At 74.1% G+C, this 18,664-nt stretch carries 19 protein-coding genes and 2 pseudogenes; 12 read left to right on the plus strand and 9 right to left on the minus strand.

Annotation, left to right across the window (positions count from 1 at the left end; genetic code table 11):
- Positions 1-15: 15 nt before the first annotated feature.
- On the plus strand, positions 16-627 hold the full coding sequence (locus tag AC3ET4_RS09350; RefSeq protein WP_431947937.1) for a flavin reductase family protein: 612 nt from the start codon (positions 16-18) through the stop codon (positions 625-627).
- 680 nt (positions 628-1,307) lie between these two features.
- Here AC3ET4_RS09350 and AC3ET4_RS09355 read toward each other — a convergent pair.
- Entirely contained in the window at positions 1,308-2,333 is a 1,026-nt protein-coding gene (locus tag AC3ET4_RS09355; RefSeq protein WP_431947939.1) for an aldo/keto reductase, read from the minus strand.
- A gap of 177 nt (positions 2,334-2,510) precedes the next feature.
- Between AC3ET4_RS09355 and AC3ET4_RS09360 the strand changes: the two genes are divergently transcribed.
- Positions 2,511-3,074: a TetR/AcrR family transcriptional regulator gene (locus tag AC3ET4_RS09360; protein ID WP_431947941.1), complete on the plus strand. Its 564-nt coding sequence runs from the start codon at positions 2,511-2,513 to the stop codon at positions 3,072-3,074.
- Positions 3,075-3,082: 8 nt separating this feature from the next.
- On the opposite strand, the gene AC3ET4_RS09365 is transcribed toward AC3ET4_RS09360, so the two are convergent.
- From AC3ET4_RS09365 to AC3ET4_RS09375, 3 genes are all read right to left on the minus strand, one after another.
- Positions 3,083-3,772 carry a response regulator gene (locus tag AC3ET4_RS09365; protein WP_431947943.1) on the minus strand — a complete coding sequence of 230 codons (690 nt, stop codon included), beginning with the start codon at positions 3,770-3,772 and terminating at the stop codon, positions 3,083-3,085.
- The gene (locus AC3ET4_RS09370; protein WP_431947945.1) at positions 3,760-4,923 is read right to left on the minus strand and encodes a sensor histidine kinase; all 1,164 of its coding nucleotides are present in this window, start codon (positions 4,921-4,923) and stop codon (positions 3,760-3,762) included. Before AC3ET4_RS09370 ends, AC3ET4_RS09365 begins: the two co-directional genes overlap by 13 nt.
- 355 nt (positions 4,924-5,278) lie before the next feature.
- The gene (locus tag AC3ET4_RS09375; protein ID WP_431947947.1) at positions 5,279-5,965 is read right to left on the minus strand and encodes a TVP38/TMEM64 family protein; all 687 of its coding nucleotides are present in this window, start codon (positions 5,963-5,965) and stop codon (positions 5,279-5,281) included.
- Between the two features lie 56 nt (positions 5,966-6,021).
- Between AC3ET4_RS09375 and AC3ET4_RS09380 the strand changes: the two are divergent.
- Positions 6,022-6,268, plus strand: a pseudogene (locus AC3ET4_RS09380) (DNA alkylation repair protein); the annotation flags it as partial.
- Positions 6,269-6,547: 279 nt separating this feature from the next.
- Positions 6,548-7,342, plus strand: coding sequence for a spermidine synthase (locus AC3ET4_RS09385; protein WP_431948073.1), 795 nt, complete (start codon positions 6,548-6,550; stop codon positions 7,340-7,342).
- Here AC3ET4_RS09385 and AC3ET4_RS09390 read toward each other — a convergent pair.
- Both AC3ET4_RS09390 and AC3ET4_RS09395 read right to left on the minus strand, forming a co-directional pair.
- Positions 7,282-8,613 carry an MFS transporter gene (locus tag AC3ET4_RS09390; protein WP_431947949.1) on the minus strand — a complete coding sequence of 444 codons (1,332 nt, stop codon included), beginning with the start codon at positions 8,611-8,613 and terminating at the stop codon, positions 7,282-7,284. The two genes, AC3ET4_RS09385 and AC3ET4_RS09390, sit on opposite strands and share 61 nt — an antisense overlap.
- 189 nt (positions 8,614-8,802) lie before the next feature.
- On the minus strand, positions 8,803-9,795 hold the full coding sequence (locus AC3ET4_RS09395) for a DUF8017 domain-containing protein (RefSeq protein WP_431947951.1): 993 nt from the start codon (positions 9,793-9,795) through the stop codon (positions 8,803-8,805).
- Between the two features lie 73 nt (positions 9,796-9,868).
- Here AC3ET4_RS09395 and AC3ET4_RS09400 point away from each other — a divergent pair, with 73 nt between their 5' ends.
- On the plus strand, positions 9,869-10,321 hold the full coding sequence (locus tag AC3ET4_RS09400; protein ID WP_431947953.1) for a DUF4442 domain-containing protein: 453 nt from the start codon (positions 9,869-9,871) through the stop codon (positions 10,319-10,321).
- Positions 10,322-10,688: 367 nt separating this feature from the next.
- On the plus strand, positions 10,689-11,342 hold the full coding sequence (locus AC3ET4_RS09405) for a DedA family protein (RefSeq protein ID WP_431947955.1): 654 nt from the start codon (positions 10,689-10,691) through the stop codon (positions 11,340-11,342).
- Between the two features lie 97 nt (positions 11,343-11,439).
- On the opposite strand, the gene AC3ET4_RS09410 is transcribed toward AC3ET4_RS09405, so the two are convergent.
- Positions 11,440-11,973, minus strand: a complete 534-nt coding sequence (locus AC3ET4_RS09410; RefSeq protein WP_431947957.1) for a gamma carbonic anhydrase family protein — start codon at positions 11,971-11,973, stop codon at positions 11,440-11,442.
- Between the two features lie 54 nt (positions 11,974-12,027).
- Between AC3ET4_RS09410 and AC3ET4_RS09415 the strand changes: the two genes are divergently transcribed.
- The 5 genes and pseudogenes from AC3ET4_RS09415 (at position 12,028) to ligD (ending at position 16,100) form a co-directional block, all read left to right on the plus strand.
- Entirely contained in the window at positions 12,028-12,948 is a 921-nt protein-coding gene (locus tag AC3ET4_RS09415; RefSeq protein ID WP_431947959.1) for a pseudouridine-5'-phosphate glycosidase, read from the plus strand.
- A 40-nt stretch (positions 12,949-12,988) separates the two neighbouring features.
- Positions 12,989-13,765 carry an acyltransferase gene (locus AC3ET4_RS09420; protein WP_431947961.1) on the plus strand — a complete coding sequence of 259 codons (777 nt, stop codon included), beginning with the start codon at positions 12,989-12,991 and terminating at the stop codon, positions 13,763-13,765.
- Between the two features lie 396 nt (positions 13,766-14,161).
- Positions 14,162-14,719: a YbaK/EbsC family protein gene (locus tag AC3ET4_RS09425; RefSeq protein WP_431947963.1), complete on the plus strand. Its 558-nt coding sequence runs from the start codon at positions 14,162-14,164 to the stop codon at positions 14,717-14,719.
- Positions 14,716-15,540, plus strand: coding sequence for a GNAT family N-acetyltransferase (locus AC3ET4_RS09430; RefSeq protein WP_431947965.1), 825 nt, complete (start codon positions 14,716-14,718; stop codon positions 15,538-15,540). Before AC3ET4_RS09425 ends, AC3ET4_RS09430 begins: the two co-directional genes overlap by 4 nt.
- A 63-nt stretch (positions 15,541-15,603) precedes the next feature.
- Positions 15,604-16,100, plus strand: a pseudogene (gene ligD, locus AC3ET4_RS09435) (non-homologous end-joining DNA ligase LigD).
- On the opposite strand, the gene AC3ET4_RS09440 reads toward ligD, so the two are convergent.
- On the minus strand, positions 16,097-16,504 hold the full coding sequence (locus AC3ET4_RS09440) for a CoA-binding protein (RefSeq protein ID WP_431947967.1): 408 nt from the start codon (positions 16,502-16,504) through the stop codon (positions 16,097-16,099). The pseudogene ligD and the gene AC3ET4_RS09440 sit on opposite strands and share 4 nt — an antisense overlap.
- Positions 16,505-16,696: 192 nt before the next feature.
- Between AC3ET4_RS09440 and AC3ET4_RS09445 the strand changes: the two genes are divergently transcribed.
- The gene (locus tag AC3ET4_RS09445; RefSeq protein WP_431947969.1) at positions 16,697-16,930 is read left to right on the plus strand and encodes a hypothetical protein; all 234 of its coding nucleotides are present in this window, start codon (positions 16,697-16,699) and stop codon (positions 16,928-16,930) included.
- A gap of 498 nt (positions 16,931-17,428) precedes the next feature.
- Here AC3ET4_RS09445 and AC3ET4_RS09450 read toward each other — a convergent pair whose 3' ends face one another.
- The gene (locus AC3ET4_RS09450; protein ID WP_431947970.1) at positions 17,429-18,664 is read right to left on the minus strand and encodes an iron-containing alcohol dehydrogenase; all 1,236 of its coding nucleotides are present in this window, start codon (positions 18,662-18,664) and stop codon (positions 17,429-17,431) included.

The following is an 18,664-nucleotide window of genomic DNA, read 5'->3' on the forward strand; positions in this document are numbered from 1 at the left end:
TGGATACTGGCGATCATGCGTATCGACTTCGATCCCGAGGCCATGGGCCGCAACCCCTTCTACAAGCTCCTGACCTCGGTGGTCGTCCCGCGCCCCATCGCGTGGGTCTCGACGCTCAGCGAGTCGGGGACGGCCAACCTCGCACCGCACTCCTTCTTCACCGTCGCCTGCGTCAGCCCGCCCGTCGTGCAGTTCACCTCGGTGGGGCGGAAGGACTCGCTGCGCAACATCGAGAAGACCCGGCAGTTCGTGGTCAACCTCGCGCCCGAGCACCTCTTCGAGCAGATCAACGCCACCGGCACGGACTTCCCCGGCGACGTCAGCGAGTTCGACGCGGTCGGCATCGCCCGCGAGCCCAGCCGCGCGGTCAAGCCGCCCCGCGTCGCCGCCTCGCCCGTCGCCCTTGAGTGCGAACTGCACAGCACCGTGACCCTCGGCGACTCGACCGTGGTCTTCGGCCGCGTCGTCCACGCCGCCGTATCCGAGGCCGCGCTGGTCGACGGGCACCCCGATGTCCGCAAGCTGCGCCCGTTGGCCCGCCTCGGCAAGGACGAATGGGGTACCACGGGCGAGGTCCTGGAGATCTCCCGTATCCGCTACGCCGACTGGCCGGGTGCGAGGGGGTAGCGCGCCGAGGGCGGCCGCGGTGTCGCGGAGCGCGCGGGCGTGTGGGCGCAGGCCGGCACCCTGACGTCGTCGCTGCCCGGGCCCCGCCGGTCGGCGGGCTGCGGGACCACCGCCCGGAGCCTGTGTCGCCCGTCATCGCCGGTCCGCCGGCCGAACACCGTCGCGCGGCGCCGAACGCGATCCGCAGCAGGACACCACCTCGGCGGCCGCCGCCAGCCGGGCCTGATCGCGCCGTGATCAGGTCCGGCTCCCGCTCGCCCATCCACCGCCCGCCCGGCCCGGCTCCTCCAGGACCCGCGCTCGTCCGGCCTTCAGCGGTAGCCGCATCGTCCTTCTCGGGCCGCAGCACCGCCGGCCGCCACTCCCGTGAGCCACGGTGCGCTCGGTGCCGCCCCACCCTCCGCCGACTGACGGCCGCGCCGCGCCGCACGCCGCCTTGGTCCCGACGTCTCGTCCGGGCCTCGTGCCGTCGACCGGGCACGGGCCTTGTCCCGCGATGTGTCGCCGAAACGGCATGAAGCTTCGCCGGAGCGTCCTGCCGCAGGACATCGTGGGCTCGCGCACCGAGGACCGCGGACGCTCTCGAGTCGGCCTCCGGCAGGACGGCGCCGCAACCGGCGTCGTCGCGCATCCGGCCCTGGCCCGGCCCGGGCTCCCTGCCAGGACCGGGCCGGTGGGTGTCAGACGCTGCGGCGACGCAGCGAAGGGTCGAGGAGGGCGGGCGGGGTGTCGAACTTCTCGTGCGGGGCGAGGTCGAGGCCGGGGGCGACGATCTCGTCGATCGCGTCGAGCACGTCCGCGGAGAGCACGGTGTCCGCGGCTGCGAGGTGGGCCCTCAGGTGCTCCGGGGTACGGGGGCCGATGATCGCGGCGGTGACGGCGGGGTGCGCCGTCACGAAGCCGAGGGCGAGCTGGACCATGGTCAGGCCCGCCTCGGCGGCGAGCGCCGCCAGCTTCTCCACCGCCTCGAGCCTGGCCCGGTTCGCGGGGAGCGCGGTGTCGAAGCGCTCGGGCATGAACGCCGAGCGGCTGGTGGTGATCTCCCGGCCCTCACGGATCGCGCCGGACAGCCAGCCCGAGGCCAGCGGGCTCCACGCCAGGACACCGAGGCCGTACTCCTGCGTCACCGGCAGCACATGGGACTCGGCGCCGCGCTGGAGGATGGAGTAGCCCGGCTGCTCGGTGGCGTAGCGGCCGAGGCGGTGCTCCCGGGCGGCCCACTGGGCCTGCACGATCCGGTACGCGGGGAAGGTGGAGGAGCCGAAGTAGCGGATCTTGCCCGCCCGTTGCAGATCGGTCAGGGCCGCCAGGGTCTCGTCGTCGCCGGTGGCCGGGTCCCACCGGTGGATCTGGTAGAGGTCGACGTGGTCGACGCCCAGTCGGCGAAGGCTGTCCTCCAGGGCCGTGACCAGCCAGCGGCGCGAACCGCCGCGGTGGTTGCGCTCGTCGCCCATCGGCAGGCCCGCCTTGGTGGCCAGCACGACGTCGTCGCGGCGGCCAGCGAGCGCCCTGCCGACCATCTCCTCCGACTCGCCGGCGCTGTACACGTCGGCGGTGTCGATGACGTTGATCCCGGCCTCGAGGGCCTGGTCGACGAGGGCGGTGGCCTCGTCCTGGGTGGTGCGCCCGATGCGGCCGAAGTTCATCGCGCCGAGCGCGAGGGAACTGACCCGCACACCGGTGCGGCCCAAAGTGCGGTACTGCACGGCTGTGTTCTCCCTGATGAGGGTGGGTGGTGTGGGACGGGCCTGCGTGGCGCAGGCGCGACGCGTTGGTTCCGCGTGGCGAGCCCTGGCATGATGGGTCAAACGGAACCTCGTTCCGGCAACGATACGGAACGAGGTTCCGTTTTGACAAGGGTGCGTCGCGGAGGGAGCGGCACAGTGGTGGAGCGGGCCAGGCGGGCGGACGCCCGGCGCAACGAGGAGAGCCTGCTCGAGGCGGCTGCCGCGGCCTTCGTCGCCTCGGGCGTGGAGGCCCCGGTGCGCGACATCGCCGCCCGGGCAGGTGTGGGGACGGGCACGATCTACCGCCACTTCCCGACCCGGGCCGATCTGATCATCGCCGTCTACCGGCACCAGGTCGAGGCCTGCGCCGAGGCCGGACCCGCGCTGCTGGCGGGCAGCGCGAGCCCGCACGCCGCGCTGGCGCGATGGGTGGAGCTCTTCGTCGACTTCCTGGTGACCAAGCACGGGCTCGCCGCCGTGCTGCGCTCCGACAACGCGGGCTTCGAGGCGCTGCACGCCTACTTCCTCGACCGCCTCCTGCCCGTCTGCGCCGAACTGCTGGCCGCCGCCGCGGCGTCGGGCGAGATCCGGTCGGACGTGGAGGCCTACGGGTTCATGCGCGGTGTCGGCAACCTCTGCATCGGTGCGGACAGCGATCCCCGCTACGACGCGCGCCGCCTGGTCGGGCTCCTCGTCGACGGCCTGCGCCTGGCGGACTGACCCAGCCGTCAGGCGAGGCCGGCCCGGTACACCACGAGGGCGATCTGCACTCGGTTGTTCAGCCCGAGCTTGGTGAGGATGTGGGACACGTGCGCCTTCACCGTCGGGACGCTCATGTACAACGACGCCGAGATCTCGGCGTTGGTGCTGCCCTGCGCCACCGCCAGCGCCACCTCCCGCTCCCGCGGCCCCAGGAGCCCGAGCAGCCGCTCCGCCTCACCGCGGTCGTCGGGCCGCCCAGCGGGGCTGTCATCGGCGGCGGTGCCGTCGGCCGCGGTGACGGCGCCGATCAGCTGTTTGACGGCGGCCGGCGAGAGGACCGGCTCGCCCGCCGCGATGTTGCGCACCGCGGCGACGATCTGGGCGGGGGGCGTGTGCTTGAGGACGTAGCCCGCCGCACCGGCCCGCAGCGCCTCCAGGACGTAGCCGTCCGTCGTGAAGGTGGTCAGGATCAGCACCTCGGGCGGGCGGGTCCCGCGCCGTAGTTCCGCTGTGGCGCGCAGGCCGTCCATCCGCGGCATCCGGATGTCCATCAGGACCAGGTCGGGCCGGTGCGCGTCGACCAGGGGCAGGACCTCCGTACCGTCCGCCGCCTCCGCGACCACCTCGATGTCCTCAGCGCCGGAGAGCATCATGCGCAGCCCGGAGCGCACCAGCGGGTCGTCGTCCACGATCAGGACGCGGGTCACCTGTTCCATGGCAGCCAGATCTCGAGGCCGAAGTCGGTCGCGGTACTGGTACGGCGCATACGGCCGCCGGCCAGCGTGGCCCTCTCGTCCATCCCGACGAGGCCCTGGCCGCCACCCCCGCGACGCGCGGTGCGTTCCGGCCGCACGTGGTTGCGGGCCGTGATGGTCAGTCCGTCACGGGGCCCGCCGGTCAGCGACAGCCGCAGCGGGCCGTCCGCCGGTGCGTGCTTGCGGTGGTTGGTGAGGGCTTCCTGCAGGATGCGGTACGCGGCGCGGCCCGTGGCCGGGTCCATGGTGGTCAGGTCCGCCGTCTCTCGCCGCAGCTCGACGGTGGCGCCGGCCGCGCGCGACTCCTCGACCAGCCGGTCCAGGTCGGCCACGGAGGGCTGCGGCGGCTCGGCGTGCGGGGCGACGGTGGGGGTGCGCAGGACGCGCAGCACGTCCTGGAGGTCCTCCAGGGCCTGCCCGGCGCTCTGCCGGATCACCCCCGCGGCCTCGGCGACCTGGGCCGGTGACGCGCCCGGATGGAACTCCAGCGCCCCCGCGTGGACGCTGAGCAGGGTCAGCCGGTGGGCCAGCACGTCGTGCATCTCCCGGGCGATCTCCTCCCGGGTGTGCCGGCGGACCTGTTCGGCCCGCAGGTCCGCGTCCCGCTCCGCCCGCACGGCGCGATCCCGTACGTACAGGCCCCAGCCGACGGTGGTGCCCACGAGCGCCACGGCGGCGACGGTCGCGCTGAAGGTGAGGGCGCCTGCGTATCTGGGGACCAGGAACTGCGCCGCCACCGGCAGCAGCGCCAGGCCGGCGACCCGGAGCGTCGTCCGCAGGGGCCGGTGGGCGGCCACGGTGAACAGGGCCACCTGCAGCGGTGCGGCCACGGGCCAGACCACCGCCAGCGCCGCGAGGACCAGGGTCAGCACGACCGGATGGCGTCGGCGCCAGAACAGGGCCACGCAGGCCAGCAGGGGGATCGGGGAGATCTGGAGCAGCCGGCCGGCCGGCAGCAGGCTGAGGAAGGCCCGGCTGGACGCCTGCGGGTACACATACAGGCCCAGCCCCTCGAGCTGTGTGACGAAGAACGTCACCGCGGCGGCGCCTGCCACCACACCCGCGTCCACCAGCCGGGGATGCCCCCGCAAGGCCCGTCTCACGTCGATCACGCCCGCAACCGTAAACGCGGGGCCCGGCACGCGACAAAAAACAGGGACCGCCCCGGCGGACTTCTATACCAAAGTATGCGGAGGCCCGGCGCGTGCCGTTGAAGGACCGGGGAAGCCACACCCCGTGGACGGATTTCGGGATTCCCCGCCGCGGAATCCATTGCCTTCCACGGTGGTGTCGCCGGGAACGCGCCGTGCATTGACCCGGGCCCGATTCCCGCGCCTGTGCGGGGAATGCGCCGCTGCCCTCGGGCGGCTCTCCGCGCGACGAACACGTCGCGCCACGTTTCCGTCCCGCCGCGGAGAGCGGCGGGACAGGGCGGACGGGAAGAAGGGGCGGGCGGCGGTGGCGCGGTCAGCGCCTGCGGCGGGAGCGCGCTGTGGCGACGACGGCGGCGAGCCCGGTGACCGCGATGAAACCCATCGCGAGGAGGAAGACCGGGGACGTCGGCGTCGTGGCGCGGCTGCCGGCGAGGACGTAGGCCCCCGTGTTGGGCACGCTGCCCAGCGCCGTGGCCAGCAGGAAAGGCGCCAGCCGCATCCGTGAGAGCGCCGCGCTGTAATTGGCCGCAGCGAAGGGCACACCCGGGAAGAGACGCATCGCCAGCATCGTGCGGAAGCCGTGCTCGCTGAGCTGGCGATCGGCGGCGAGCAGCACCCGTCCGCGGAGCAGCGGGCGCAGCGCGTCCCGCCCGAGGAGCCGGCCGAGGACGAAGGCGAGTCCGGCGCCGAGCACCGTGCCGGCGAGAGCCGAGGGCAGACCCGCCTGGGCGCCGAAGAGCGCTCCGGCCCCCACGTTGAGCAGCGGGCGCGGTACGAAGGCGAGGGCGCAGAGCCCGTAGCCCGCGGCGAAGAGCACCACGGCCGCGGCACCCGTGAGCTGCGCGGGCCAGCCGTGGGCGAGCAGCCGCTGCGGCTCCCAGACCAGCACCGCGGCGGCGGCTCCGAACAGGAGGGCGACCAGCAGAGCCAGTCGGGCCCACGACGCCGCTCGTGGACGAGGGCGGGAGAGGATGGCTGCCTCGGACATGACCTCGGACATTCCGCGAGCCTAGCGGAGGAGGACGGCGCTCCGGTGCCGCCGCCTACCGTGGGGCCATGGCCGCCGCTGCCCCGGTCGTGCCGGGCAGCGCTCTCGCCGACCTCGTGCTGCCTCGGCTGACCACGGCGTACGGCTTCGCCGCCGACCCGGAGCGGGCCCGCCCCGGCGGCCGCGTACATGCGGGACGCGTTCCCCTTCCTCGGCATCGCCGCGCCCGCCCGCCGTGCCCTGTCCCGCACCGTGCTCGCGGGCACGCCGCGCCCGGACGACGCCGACCGCGCGGCCGTCGCACTGCGCTGCTGGGCCTCCCGGGCTCGGTTTCGCGATCCGCGAGGGCGGCCGCACGTGGGCGCGGGCACGGTGACGGCGCTCGCCGACTGAGCCCCGCCGACTGAGCCCCGCCGGGTCAGGACGGCCGATGGGCCCCGCCCAGTGAGCCCGCCGGGTGAGCACGGGCGGGGTGAGCGCGGGGGTCCGGGGGTTCGCCCCTCAGGCCTCCGCGTGTGCTGGGAGAATCGCCGTGTGGAGGACGACGGACGCATACCCGTGGCGCAGGACGTGGACTTCGGCGCGGCCCGGCTCATGCCGGACGTGGACCGGCCCGCGGGCTGGCTGCTCACGGTCGACGGGGCACCGCAGTCGTATGTGGACCTCGACGACCCGACCCACCTGGAGTTCGAGTACGCGCGCCGCCTCGCCTACGTGCTGGACGAGGCCGCGCCCGGGGGCGCGCCGCTGGACGTCGTCCACCTGGGCGGCGGCGCCCTGACCCTGCCCCGCTACACCGCCGCGACCCGGCCCGGCTCGCGGCAGCGCGTCGTGGAGGCCGACCGGGCGCTGGCCGCACTCGTCGCCGCACGGCTGCCGCTCGGCCGAGGCGGCGAGTCCGTGGCGATCACCACGGACGACGCCCGCGCCTGGCTCGAGGGCGCCCCGGACGCGTCGGCGGACGTCGTCGTCGCCGACGTGTTCGGCGGTTCGCGGGTGCCGGCGCACCTGGCCTCGTACGAGTTCGTCTCCGAGGCGGCCCGGGTCCTGCGCCCCGGTGGGCTGTACCTGGCGAACCTCGCGGACTCGGCGCCCTTCGACTTCCTGCGGCCGCAGATCGCGGGCCTGCGCGCGCTGTTCGGCCACGTGTGCCTGATCGCCGAACCCGCGGTCCTGCGGGGCCGCCGCTTCGGGAACACCGTGCTCGCCGCGAGCCGTGCCCCGCTGCCGGTGGACCGCCTCGCGCGGCGCACCGCGTCCGACGCCTTCCCCGCACGGGTGGTGGACGGCGACGCGCTGGAGGTGTTCGGACGGGGCGCGCGGCCGGTCTACGACACCGACGCGGTGCCCTCGCCGATCCCGCCCGAGGGCTCCTTCGGCGTCGGCTGACCGCCCCGCGCGACCGTCCGGCCGCCCTCGGGCTCGTCCACCCGGCGCAGCCGGCGTACCTCGGGCAGGGTGAGCACCCCGCCGGTGAGCAGCACCGTCAGTCCCGCGCAGCCCCACAGCGCCCCGTACAGGCCGAAGGTGTCCGCGGCAGGTCCGGCCAGGGCCGCGCCGATCGGGATCATGGAGACGGAGCCGAACCAGTCGTAGGCCGCGACGCGGGAGAGCTTGTCCTCGGGGATCTCCTGGTGCAGCGCCATCATCCAGGCCACGCCGAACACCTCGATCGACATGCCGGCGACCAGCATCGCCCCTGCCAGCAGCGGCACCGGGAGCGCCAGGGCGAGCGCGGCGGCGGGCAGCGAGAACGGGAAGACGCAGAGCACACCGGCGAGCAGCATGCGGCGCGGCCGCCAGCGCAGCATCAGCAGCCCGCCCAGCAGGTTCCCGGCGCCGAACGCGGCCAGTGCGGCGCCCCACGGCCCGGCGCCGCCGAGGTGCTCCCGGGCGACAAGCGGCCCGTACACCGATTCGGCGGCTGTGATCACGGCGTTGACGACGGAGAACTGCACGACGATGCCCCACAGCCAGCGCCGTGAGGCGACCTCCCGCCAGCCGTCGCGCAGATCGCCCAGCAGGCTGCCGCGCCGCTCCGCGGGGTCGCGCAGCGCCGCGGGGGACACTCGGAGCAGGGCGCGCAGCCCGGCCGCGACCGCGAAGCACGTGGCGTCCACCGCCAGCACCCAGCCCGGCCCCGCGAAGGCGACCAGCGCTCCGGCGAGCGCGGCGCCGCCGACGTTCGCGCCGTTGACGCCCAGCCGGAACACGGCGAAGGCACGGCTCGCGTGGGCGGATTCGACGGTCGACAGCAGCATGCCCTCGTTGGCGGGGGCGAAGAAGGCCTGCCCGGTGCCGCCCAGCGCGGAGAGCACGGCCATGTGCCAGATCTCGGCCCGGCCGGTCAGCACCAGTACGGCGAACAGGCCCTGTGAGACGGCGTTGAGGCAGTTGGCCGCGACCATCACCCGGTGTCTCGGCAGCCGGTCGGCGACGGCGCCGCCTATGAGGAGGAAGACGACCAGCGGCACCGTGCGCGCGGCGGCCACCAGCCCGATGTCCGTACCGCCGCCGCCGGCCTGCAGCACGGCGAAGGCCGAGGCGACCATGGCGCCCGAGGCGCCGAGCCCGGTCACGAAGGCGGAGGCGGCGAGGAGCCGGAAGTTGCGGCCGGCCCAGTCGGGGAAGCGCGGCCGCAGGGAGATGTCGGGTTTCACCCGGGGACTATCGTCACCGCGCCGCTGTTTGGCAAACCGTTTTCGGCTGGTGTCGGGGCCGGCGGCGGGCCGGTGTCGCCGCCGGCGGCCGTGGTGCGCCGCGGTGAGCCGCGGTGAGCCGAGTCGAGCCCGTCGGCCCTGCCGGGCCGGGCCGGACGGAGTGCTGCCGGCCCGCCCCGATCGCCGGCCTCAGCCGACCAGCCGGACGCTGTCGCGGATCTTCGCCACCGTCCCGGCGTCGAGCGCGCCCTCGTAGCCGCTGTCCACGACCAGGAGCCAGGAGCGGACCTCCTTGTCCTTGCCGAGGAAGGTGAAGCTGTACGAGGTGCCGTCGGCCGCGCACTCGCCCTTCATCCCGGTCGCGCGCGTGGAGCCCACCCAGCCGTGCACGCCCTGCGCGTTGGTGTAGGCGCGGGGGGCGGCCTCGGTGAGTTCGCTGCCGCCGGCCTTGTTGTACTTGCCGTACGCCCAGTTGTACGCCACGTTGGCGGCCTCGGACTTCAGGCTCTCGGCGCCCTTGCCGCCCTTCACGCCCGCCAGCGCGCGCTCCTCGCGGCCGCACCACTTCTCGTCGAGGACGGACGCGCCGCCGGTGACGAGGCGGTTGTCGTCCCACTCGTAGCCGATGAGCAGGTCTCGCGGCTTGACCGTCCAGCCCTTCGGGACGTCGTAGGCGACGCCCATGTCCCCGCGCACGACGGTCTGCCAGCCGGGCACCACCGGGGTGACGGCGGCCTCGCCGGGGTTGCCGCGGGCGTCGTCCGGGCCGGGGCGGTCGTCCTCGCTCGCCGTGGGGGAGGGCGAGGGGGCGGGCGAGTCCGGGGAGCTCGCGGAGGCGGTCGGCGAGCCGCCGGCGGTCGGCGCCGTCCGCGGGAGCCTGCCGTCGTCGGTGAGCTTGACCGCGACCATCACCCCCGCGGCGACGACCGCGGCCGCGGCCACCGCCGCGACCGCTGTCACCGCACCCCGCGGCCCGCGGGGCGGTGTCGGTCCGCCCGGGCCCGGCGGCGGTCCCCACGCCTGCGTCGGCTGCTGGTGGTAGGCGGGGTGCTGCTGCGGCTGGTACGGCGAAGCCTGCGGCCGGTACGGGGAGGGCTGCTGCTGGCGCCCCCACGGGGGCTGGTTCTGCGGGGGCTGCTGCGGATGCTGCGGTCCCCCCGGCTGCTGCTGTCCTGGCCACATGCCTCGAAACCCTAGGGGTTGAGCGGACACGATTCCATGGCCATGGTGATTACCAGCTGGTAACCTCCGGCCCATGGCCACGAACCAGTCCCAGATAGGCGCGCTCATGGCGGCCACCGTGCCGATGGCCGCCACCCTCGGCATCGAGTTTCTGGAGACCACCGCGGAGCATGCCGTGGTCCGTCTTCCGGACCAGCCCGCGTACCACAACCACATCGGCGGCCCCCACGCCGGCGCGATGTTCACCCTGGCGGAGACCGCGAGCGGCGCCGTCGTCCTCGCCGCCTTCGCCGACCGGCTCTCCCATGCCGTACCCCTCGCCGTCCGTGCCGAGATCGGCTACCGGAAGCTCGCCATGGGCCCGGTCACCGCCACCGCCCGGCTCGGGCGTACCGCCGCCGACGTCCTCGCCGAACTCGAGGCGGGCCAACGCCCGGAGTTCCCCGTCACCGTCGCCATCCAGCGCGAGGACGGCGCGGTCACGGGCGAGATGTCCATCGTCTGGACCCTCCGCCCCCGCGCCTGAGCGAGATCCCCCCGTGGCGCCGGGAAGCGGCCGCGGACCGGGCGGGAACCGCTGGGAACGGGGGCGCGGTTGGGCTCCGAGACGGTCGAATCCTCCTGAACCCGAGTGAATCCTCCCGAACCTGCCCGAAAACGCCCGTCTCGGCGCCGACTCGGCGGCAGGCGCGACGAGGACCGCGCGCCTCGGCGCGAGCAGTGCGGCCGCAGCCGCCGTCTGTGACCTCCGCCAGGCGGCCCCGGCCGCTGTCGCGTTGCCCGGGGCGGAGCCGCATGCGGTGGAACGAAGGGCGGGCCGGGTCGGCTACGCTGCAACGACGTGCGCGCACGTGCGCGACGACCCATCCGACCGCCTAGGGGAGGAAGCGGCCTTGCACGTCCAGGAGTGGCTCGGCACGATCCCGCCGATCAGCGTCTACCTGCTGGTGGGCCTGGTGATCGGTTTGGAGAGCCTGGGCATCCCGCTGCCGGGCGAGATCATCCTCGTCAGTTCGGCCCTGCTGGCCTCCCAAGGGCACGTGGAACCCTGGGTGGTCGGCGTCTGCGCCTCGGCCGGGGCGATCGTGGGCGACTCCATCGGCTACGCCATCGGCCGCCGCGGCGGGCGGCCGCTGCTGGACCGGCTGGGGCGGCGCTTCCCCAAGCACTTCTCGCCGGCGCACATCGCGACCGCCGAGGCGTCGTTCACCCGCTGGGGCATGTGGGCGGTGTTCTTCGGGCGCTTCGTCGCGCTGCTGCGGATCTTCGCCGGCCCGCTCTCCGGGGTGCTGAAGATGCCGTACTGGAAGTTCCTCACCGCCAATGTGCTCGGCGGCGTCGTGTGGGCGGGCGGCACCACGGCCGTCATCTACTACGTGGGCATCGTCGCGGAGCCATGGCTCAAGCGCTTCTCCTGGCTCGGTCTGGTCGCCGCCGTGCTGGTCGGAGTCGGCTCGTTCGTCGTCGTGCGCCGCCGGGCGGCGGCAGCGGCCAAGGCCCACGAGGCCGCCCCGGAGGCGGAGGCCGTGGCGGCGGCCGCCGACTGAGCCCGGTCCGGCCGCGAGGCCCGCTCCGCGGCCGCGGGGGCCGGTCCGGCGTTCCGGGCCGGTCGGTCCCACCCGTCCCGCGGGTGTTCCCGCGGATTCAGTCCCGGGCGAAGGCGGCTCGGTGGGAGCCCGCGAGCCGGACGTAGTGCGCGGCGTTGGCCCGCACCGTCTCGCGCTCCTCGGCGGTCAGCTCACGGCGTACCCTCGCCGGTGCACCCGCCACCAGCGACCCCGGAGGCACCCGCATCCCCTGCGGGACGAGGGCGCCCGCCGCGACGAGCGAGCCGCTGCCGATGTGCGCGCCGTTGAGGACGGTCGCGCCCATGCCGACCAGCACGTCGTCCTCCACGACGCAGCCGTGCAGCACCGCGTTGTGGCCCACCGTGACGCCCGCGCCGATCACGGCCGGGAACCCCGGGTCGGCGTGCACCGTGCAGTTGTCCTGGACGTTGCTGCCCTCGCCGACGCTGATCGCCTCGCAGTCGCCGCGCAGCACGGCGTGGTACCAGACGCTCGCGCCGGCCGCCATCGTCACGTCGCCCAGCACCACCGAGGTCGGCGCGGTGAAGGCGGCGGGGTCGACCCGAGGGGTGCGTCCGGCGACGTCAGCGATCAGAGCTCTCTCCGGCATGGGGATCACGGTAGCCGTGATTGCGCCGATCACGGGGCGGGTAGCGCGTACTGCGTGCTGACGTTCTCCGACGAAGTGATCCTCGCGCTGGAAACCGGTGCCCCGGTCGTCGCACTGGAGTCGACGATCATCTCCCATGGCCTGCCGCGCCCCCGCAACCACGAGGTGGCGCTGGAGCTCGAGGCCCTCGTGCGCGAGGCGGGCGCCGTCCCCGCGACGATCGCGGTGCTGGACGGAGCGCCCTGCATCGGGCTCACCGCGAAGGGGCTGGAGCGGATCGCAGGTGACGAGGGGATGCGCAAGCTCGGCCACCGCGACCTGCCCGTCGCGGTCGCCACCGGCGCGAGCGGCGCCACCACCGTCTCCGCCACGGCCTTCCTCGCGGCCCGCGCCGGACTGCGGGTGTTCGCGACCGGCGGCCTGGGCGGAGTGCACCGCGGCTGGACGGAGGAGCAGGACGAATCCGCCGACCTGCGGCTGCTCGCCGGCACCCGGATCACCGTGGTGTGCGCCGGCGTGAAGTCCATCCTCGACGTGCCCGCCACCCTGCAGCGCCTGGAGACCCTCGGCGTCACCGTGATCGGCTACGACACCACGCGGTTCCCGGGCTTCTACCTCAGCCGCTCCGGGCAGCCGGTCGACTGGACGGTCCGGACGCCCGACGAGGCCGCCTGCGTCATGGCCGCCCAGGACGACCTCGGCGGCCCGCCCTCCGCGGTGATCCTCGCCAACCCCGTGCCGGAGCACGAGCAGCTCGACCCGGCCCTGCACGACCGGGTGCTGACGGAGGCACTGGCCGCCGCCGCACGCGAAGGCGTCACCGGCCAGGCGGTCACCCCGTACCTCCTCGGGCACCTGGTCCGGCACACCGGCGGGGCGAGTCTGGAGGCGAACCTCGCCGCCGTGCGCGGCAACGTCCGTCTCGCCGCGCAGGTGGCCGTCGCCTGGGCGGAACGCGGCGCACGTCACATCTGATCCTCGCGCCGCGCTCCGGCGCCCTCGGTACGGTGAGCGGGTGCCGAAGAACGAGAACGTGTTCTCCTCCGTGGCGGCCTGCCGCCGCCGCGCCGTCTCACACCTGGTGCACCGCGGCTGGCGCTGGGTCCAGGACGCGGGAGCCGTCTCGGCCGACCGTCCCGGCCCGCTGCGCTTCGGCCGGATCGGCGCGGGGACCCGGCTCGCGTTCCCGCAGGGGACGATCTTCGGCGAGGAATGGATCCACCTCGGCGAGTGCTGCATCATCGGCGAACAGGTCACCCTGACAGCCGGGATGATGCCCGGCCTCGACCTCGGCCCCGACCCCGTCGTCCGGCTCGGCAACGGCGTCGTCCTCGGCCGCGGCAGCCACGTCATCGCCTCCCGGCCCGTCGTGTTCGGCGACGACGTCTACTGCGGGCCGTATGTGTACGTCACCAGCGACAACCACTCCTACGACGACCCGCACGAGCCCATCGGCCGCCAGTGGCCGCGTTCGGCGCCCGTCGAGATCGGCTCCGGGAGCTGGCTCGGCGCGGGAGCGGTGATCCTGCCGGGGGCGCGGATCGGGCGGAACGCGGTGGTCGCGGCGGGGGCCATCGTGCGGGGAGAGGTCCCCGCCCACTCGGTGGTGGCCGGCGCGCCCGCGCGGGTCGTCCGCCGCTGGACGGCGGAGCGGGGTTGGGAGCCGCCCCTGCGGACGCCGGCGCCGCGGCCCGTGCCCTCCGGCGCGACGCATCAGCAACTGGCCGCGCTCGCGGGACTCGACCCGGAACTCCGCGCGGGGCTGGAGGACAAACTCGGCTCCGAGGCCTGAGCGTTCCGGGCCCCGCGTGGGCGCTTGCCGAAACGGCATGGAACCTTGCCACCCGCCCGCGGCCGGGGCGATCGTGCCGCCATGGACGAGGACATCGGCGGCGCCCGCGCGGGCAACGGAAGCAACGACAGCAACGGCCGCGTCCGGCACGGCGACGGGCGGCCACGCCCGCATGACGGAACGGCAGGTGACCACTCGAGGGCCTCGCCTCCGCACGCCGCGGACGGCAACGCACGTGGCCGCGACGGCGGGCCGAGCCGCCCTGCCGCCGCCGGACCACGGTGCCTCACCGCCCAGCGCAGGCGGCGCCCTGCACGGCGCGGACGAGCCGCCCGGGCCGCCCCGCCACCTGGGACGGTCCGTCGCCGACACCCGGGGTTTGTTAGCGTTCCGGACATGCACGCACCCATCGGCACCTTCACCGACGTCCACGCCGCAGTGGACCGGCTCGACCTGTTGCCGGCCCCGGTCGCCGCCGCACTGACCGCCTGGAGCGGGCAGGTGCCGGTGGAGGATCTGCTGCTGGTCGACACCGACCCCGAGAAGGCCGACACCGCCGTTTTCACCGAGACGTACGGGGTCGCGCTGGAGCAGTCCGCCAACTGCGTGGTCGTCGCGGGCAAGCGAGGCGAGCAGGTGACGCTCGCCGCCTGTGTCGTGCTCGCCACGACGCGGACCGACGTGAACGGCCTCGTGCGGCGCCACCTCGGCGTCCGCAAGGCCTCCTTCGCGCCGATGGACACCGCCGTGGGCGAGAGCGGCATGGAGTACGGCGGCATCACCCCGATCGGGCTGCCCGCCGACTGGCCGCTGCTCGTGGACGCGTCGGTCGCGGACGCCCCGTACGTGATCGTCGGCAGTGGCCGGCGGCGCGGGAAACTGCTCGTGCCCGGCAAGGCGCTGGCGTCGCTGCCCGGCGCCGAAGTGCTCGAAGGTCTGGGGCTGCCGGCGTGAAGGAACTCCTCGACCGTCTGGAGCGCTACTACGACGCCGTGCCGCGGGCGGGCGCCCGCGCCGAGGAGCACGGCCCGCTCACCCTCTTCGTGCGCGAGGGCATCGGCTGGCCCTTCTACGCGCGCCCGGGGCTGGACGCGGACGGCGGCAGCGTCAGCCGGGCCGACGTGGACCGGGTGCGGGCCCGCCAGCGGGAACTGGGCGTGCCCGAGTGCTTCGAGTGGATCGCGGAGACCAGCCCCGCACTGCGGGCGGCGGCGCAGGAGTCCGGCCTCGCCGTACACGAGCATCCGCTGATGGTGCTCGATCCGCTCGCCCCGGCCCCGCAGGAGGCGGAGCTCCCCGAGGGCGTCAGCGTGCGGCTGCTCGGGCCCGGCGATCCGGCGCTGCCGAGCGCGCTCACCGTCCCGCACCTGGCATTCGCGCAGCCCGGCACGGCGATCGGCGCCGCGGGGCGGGCCGAACTCGACGCCGTGCTCCCGCTGCACGCCGCACCGGCCCTCGTGGCCGCCGCCGAGGACCGCGTGCGGGCCGGGCTCACCGTCCACGCCGCGGCCGTCGAGGACGGCCTGGCGCTGTGCGCGGGCCAGTACAACCCTGTGGGCGGGGTGTGCGAGATCGTCGGAGTGGGCACCCTGCCCGGCGCCCGCCGCCGCGGCCTGGCCCTCGCCGTCACCGGCGCGCTCGTCGCGGACGCCCGTGAACGCGGGCTGACCACGGTGTTCCTTGCGGCCGGTGACGAGGACGTCGCCCGGATCTACGCCCGGCTCGGCTTCCGGCGGATCGGCACCGCCCTCATCGCGGAGCTTCCCGTCCCCTGACCTCGTGACGTCCCCGACCGGCTCGTCCTCGACCTGGCCTTGGAAAAGGACGACTTCGCCGCCGTGTGCTGGACCGCCGTGCGCGTCGGAGACCTCCTGCGGGAGCTTGGGCCGGGCTCCGCCGTGATGACCACCGGCTCGCGCGGTCTGCACGTCGTCGCGCCGCTGATCCGCGGCCCGGACTTCGATGTCGCACGGGACTTCGCCCGGCGGGTGTCCGCCGTGCCGGCCGCCGCCACCCGGACCGGCTCACCACCGCGGTCCGCAAGGCAGCCCGCCGCGGCCGGCTCTACCCGGACGTCCAGCGCAATGCGTACGCCCAGACCTCCGTCGCCCCCTGCGCCGTGCGCGCGCCCCCACGCCCCGGTCGCCACGCCCCTGCACTGGGCCGAACCCGACGACCCCGCCCTCCGCCCCGCCGCTGGACCCTGCGCACCATCCCCGACCGCCTCGACGAGGACGGCGACCCCTGGAAGGAGCTCGGCGTGTGCCGCCGCGCCCTCGGCCCCACGCTGCGGCGGCTGGCGGAACTGGAGGAGCTGGAGGAGCCCGGAAGCTAGCCCAGGCGCGGGATCTCGATCGCCGGGCAGCGGTCCATGACCATGTCGACGCCGGCGGCGCGAGTGCGCTCGTAGGCGGCTTCGTCGATGACGCCGAGCTGGAACCAGACCGCGTTGGCGCCGACGGCGACCGCCTCGTCGGCGATGTGCCCGGCGAGATCGTTGTTGACGAATACGTCGACGACGTCAACCTTGAACGGAATGGATGCCAGGGACGGGTAGCCCCTTTCCCCGTGCACCGTCTCGGCCTTGGGATGAACTGGAACGATCCTCTTGCCGTAGCGCTGCAGGACGGCCGCGACTCCATGGGCGGCTCGTCGCTGGTTCGAGGACAAGCCGACGACAGCCCAGGTGTCGCCGCTTTGAGTGAGGATCTTGCGGATCGTCTCTGGGGTGCCGTACACGCTCTGCCTCCTGAGGCCGTGACTCGTCTGCCAGAGCTTCCAACCGGTACTGCCGTGGTGGGATTCCCTCTTCCGCCGCCGGCGTCCCGGACCCGCCCTCGCGGGGCCCCGGCCAGGCGGGAACGCCGTTCCTGCGGCGCGGGCGCGAAGGGGCAGCGCGAGTACGACCGCGCTGCCGTCCAGTTGCGCCCGGTGGCCGAGTACGACCACCACGACGGCGTGTTGATGCGTCGGCGGTGGGCGCCGCCACGGCGCAGCCTGAGCCGGCCGCACGGGATCGCCGTTCAGCGCTGGGCTCGATGCGGCGCCTTGGAGGCGGCCTTGGAGTACAGCCTGTGGGTGCGGGGCAAGAACGGCCGGCTCCAGCATCGATCGGACATGCCGGCCGACCGCTTCTTTGACCATGACGAGTACCGCCGCAGATGACGGTGTGAGGCGATGTGAGGCTGCCGGTCGTCGCGGCTGTTGCCGGGGTTCCCGTGGGCTCGGGAGAGCAGTTGCTGCAGTCCGTCGGGGTGGCGTGGCCGACGTGTGCGGCAAGGTGCCGGCTGTTCTTGCGGGCCACCGGGGCGAACAGTCCGCGTACGTGGTCCCGCATGCGGCGGCGTGATTCGACGCGGCTGAAGTGGTGCCCGATGGGATGGTGGTGAAGAGGTGGTCCAGGTCGCGGTCCCAGGTCTCGGCCGCCTGGTCGGTGATCACGACGCGAGGCTTCCCCGGCCGGGACGACTTCGCCGTCGTGGGCACTCCTGCGAGGGGCGAGCGGGCAGAAGCCGTCCGTGACGGCATCCTGCCCGCTACACTCCCACCACTCGACGTTTCCCCAGGTCAAGCCGCGAATACCGCTGGAGTACTAAGTCATGGCCGACAATTCCGATACCCAGGGTGGTGCAGGGAACTCGTCGTCATGTGAAAGGCCCGCCACTATTTCTGCTCCGCAGTCAGGACGTGTCGGGTCCGGTCCCCGATCCAGGCCGCTTCGAGGATCGCGGTCAGACTGGCGGGGTCGGTCGGGCCTGGATGGTTCTGGATCAAGCGGGTGACGCCACTGGCCATCTCCGCGAAGCGCGGGAGGTCGGCGCGCGCCACGCCGATGTCCGCCAAGGTGGCCGGGATGCCGATGCCGGCAAGGAGCCCGTCGAGCCAGGTGAGGAACGTATCTGCGGCCTCGGCATCCGAGGCGTCGGTCACGTCGAGCCCGCACACCCCGGCGAGGATGGCCAACCGGTCGCCGATGGCATCCCTGGCCGCGTCCAGCGCGTAGGGCAGCAGCAGCCCGACCCCCAGGCCGTGCGGTGTGTGGGTGGCTGCGCCGATGGGGTACTGGAGGGCGTGCGGAGCCGCGTTGCCTGCGTGGGAGAACGCGAGCCCGGCCAGCATGGACCCATAGGACATGTCCGCGCGCGCGTCCTTGTCGCCTCCGTCCCTGACGACACGGGGCAAGCTGCGGGCGATCCGCTTCGCGGCCAGGAGCGCGTAGTGATCGGTGATCGGGTTGCGGCCGAGGAAGACCTGCTCCACCGGGTCGAGCGGTCCGTGGGCCCGGGGTCGCGCGGTGTAGCTCTCCACCGCGTGACACAACGCGTCGATGCCGGAGTGGGCAGTGACGGTCGCAGGGCAGGTATAGGTGAGCTCGGGGTCGACGATGGCGAAGTCGGGCACGATGTGGACGCTGGAGACCCCCACCTTCAGCTCGCGGTCCGGGTCGGTCAACACCGAGACGGGCGTGAGCTCGGAGCCGGTGCCTGACGTCGTCGGGACCGCGACGAGAGGAATCGTCGGCCCCGGCACCCTCGACTCGCCGTAGAAGTCGCGCGGCGTCCCACCATGGCGCCGGATGACGCCGACGATTTTGGCGAGGTCGATCACCGTGCCACCCCCGATGGCGAGGATCACGTCGGCGTCCACCTCTGCGGCGACCGAGACGGCCAGGGCGACATCGGTGAGTGGCACGTCCGGAGTCGCGTCGGCGAACACCCCGACGACGTCGACCTTCTCCCGCACGGCGGCCACGATCTCGGCCACGCCCGGCTGCCCCAGAAGAACCCGGTCGGTCACGACGAGGACTCGCGAGCCACACTCGGCCACCACTCGTGGGATGTTCTGCGCGACCCCTTCGCCCACGATCAGCTGGCGTGGTCCGCGGACGGTCTCAAGCAT

The sequence above is a fragment of the Actinacidiphila sp. bgisy167 genome (genome assembly GCF_057707665.1).

Bases quoted from the DNA above. Each gene is read 5' to 3' on its own strand.
- AC3ET4_RS09350 (WP_431947937.1), top strand. From the start codon at position 16: ATGCGTATCGACTTCGATCCCGAGGCCATGGGCCGCAACCCCTTCTAC.
- AC3ET4_RS09450 (WP_431947970.1), bottom strand. From the start codon at position 18,664: ATGCTTGAGACCGTCCGCGGACCACGCCAGCTGATCGTGGGCGAAGGG.
- AC3ET4_RS09365 (WP_431947943.1), bottom strand. From the start codon at position 3,772: ATGGAACAGGTGACCCGCGTCCTGATCGTGGACGACGACCCGCTGGTG.
- AC3ET4_RS09395 (WP_431947951.1), bottom strand. From the start codon at position 9,795: ATGTGGCCAGGACAGCAGCAGCCGGGGGGACCGCAGCATCCGCAGCAG.
- AC3ET4_RS09375 (WP_431947947.1), bottom strand. From the start codon at position 5,965: ATGTCCGAGGTCATGTCCGAGGCAGCCATCCTCTCCCGCCCTCGTCCA.
- AC3ET4_RS09410 (WP_431947957.1), bottom strand. From the start codon at position 11,973: ATGCCGGAGAGAGCTCTGATCGCTGACGTCGCCGGACGCACCCCTCGG.
- AC3ET4_RS09385 (WP_431948073.1), top strand. From the start codon at position 6,548: ATGCCGGACGTGGACCGGCCCGCGGGCTGGCTGCTCACGGTCGACGGG.
- AC3ET4_RS09400 (WP_431947953.1), top strand. From the start codon at position 9,869: ATGGCCACGAACCAGTCCCAGATAGGCGCGCTCATGGCGGCCACCGTG.
- AC3ET4_RS09425 (WP_431947963.1), top strand. From the start codon at position 14,162: ATGCACGCACCCATCGGCACCTTCACCGACGTCCACGCCGCAGTGGAC.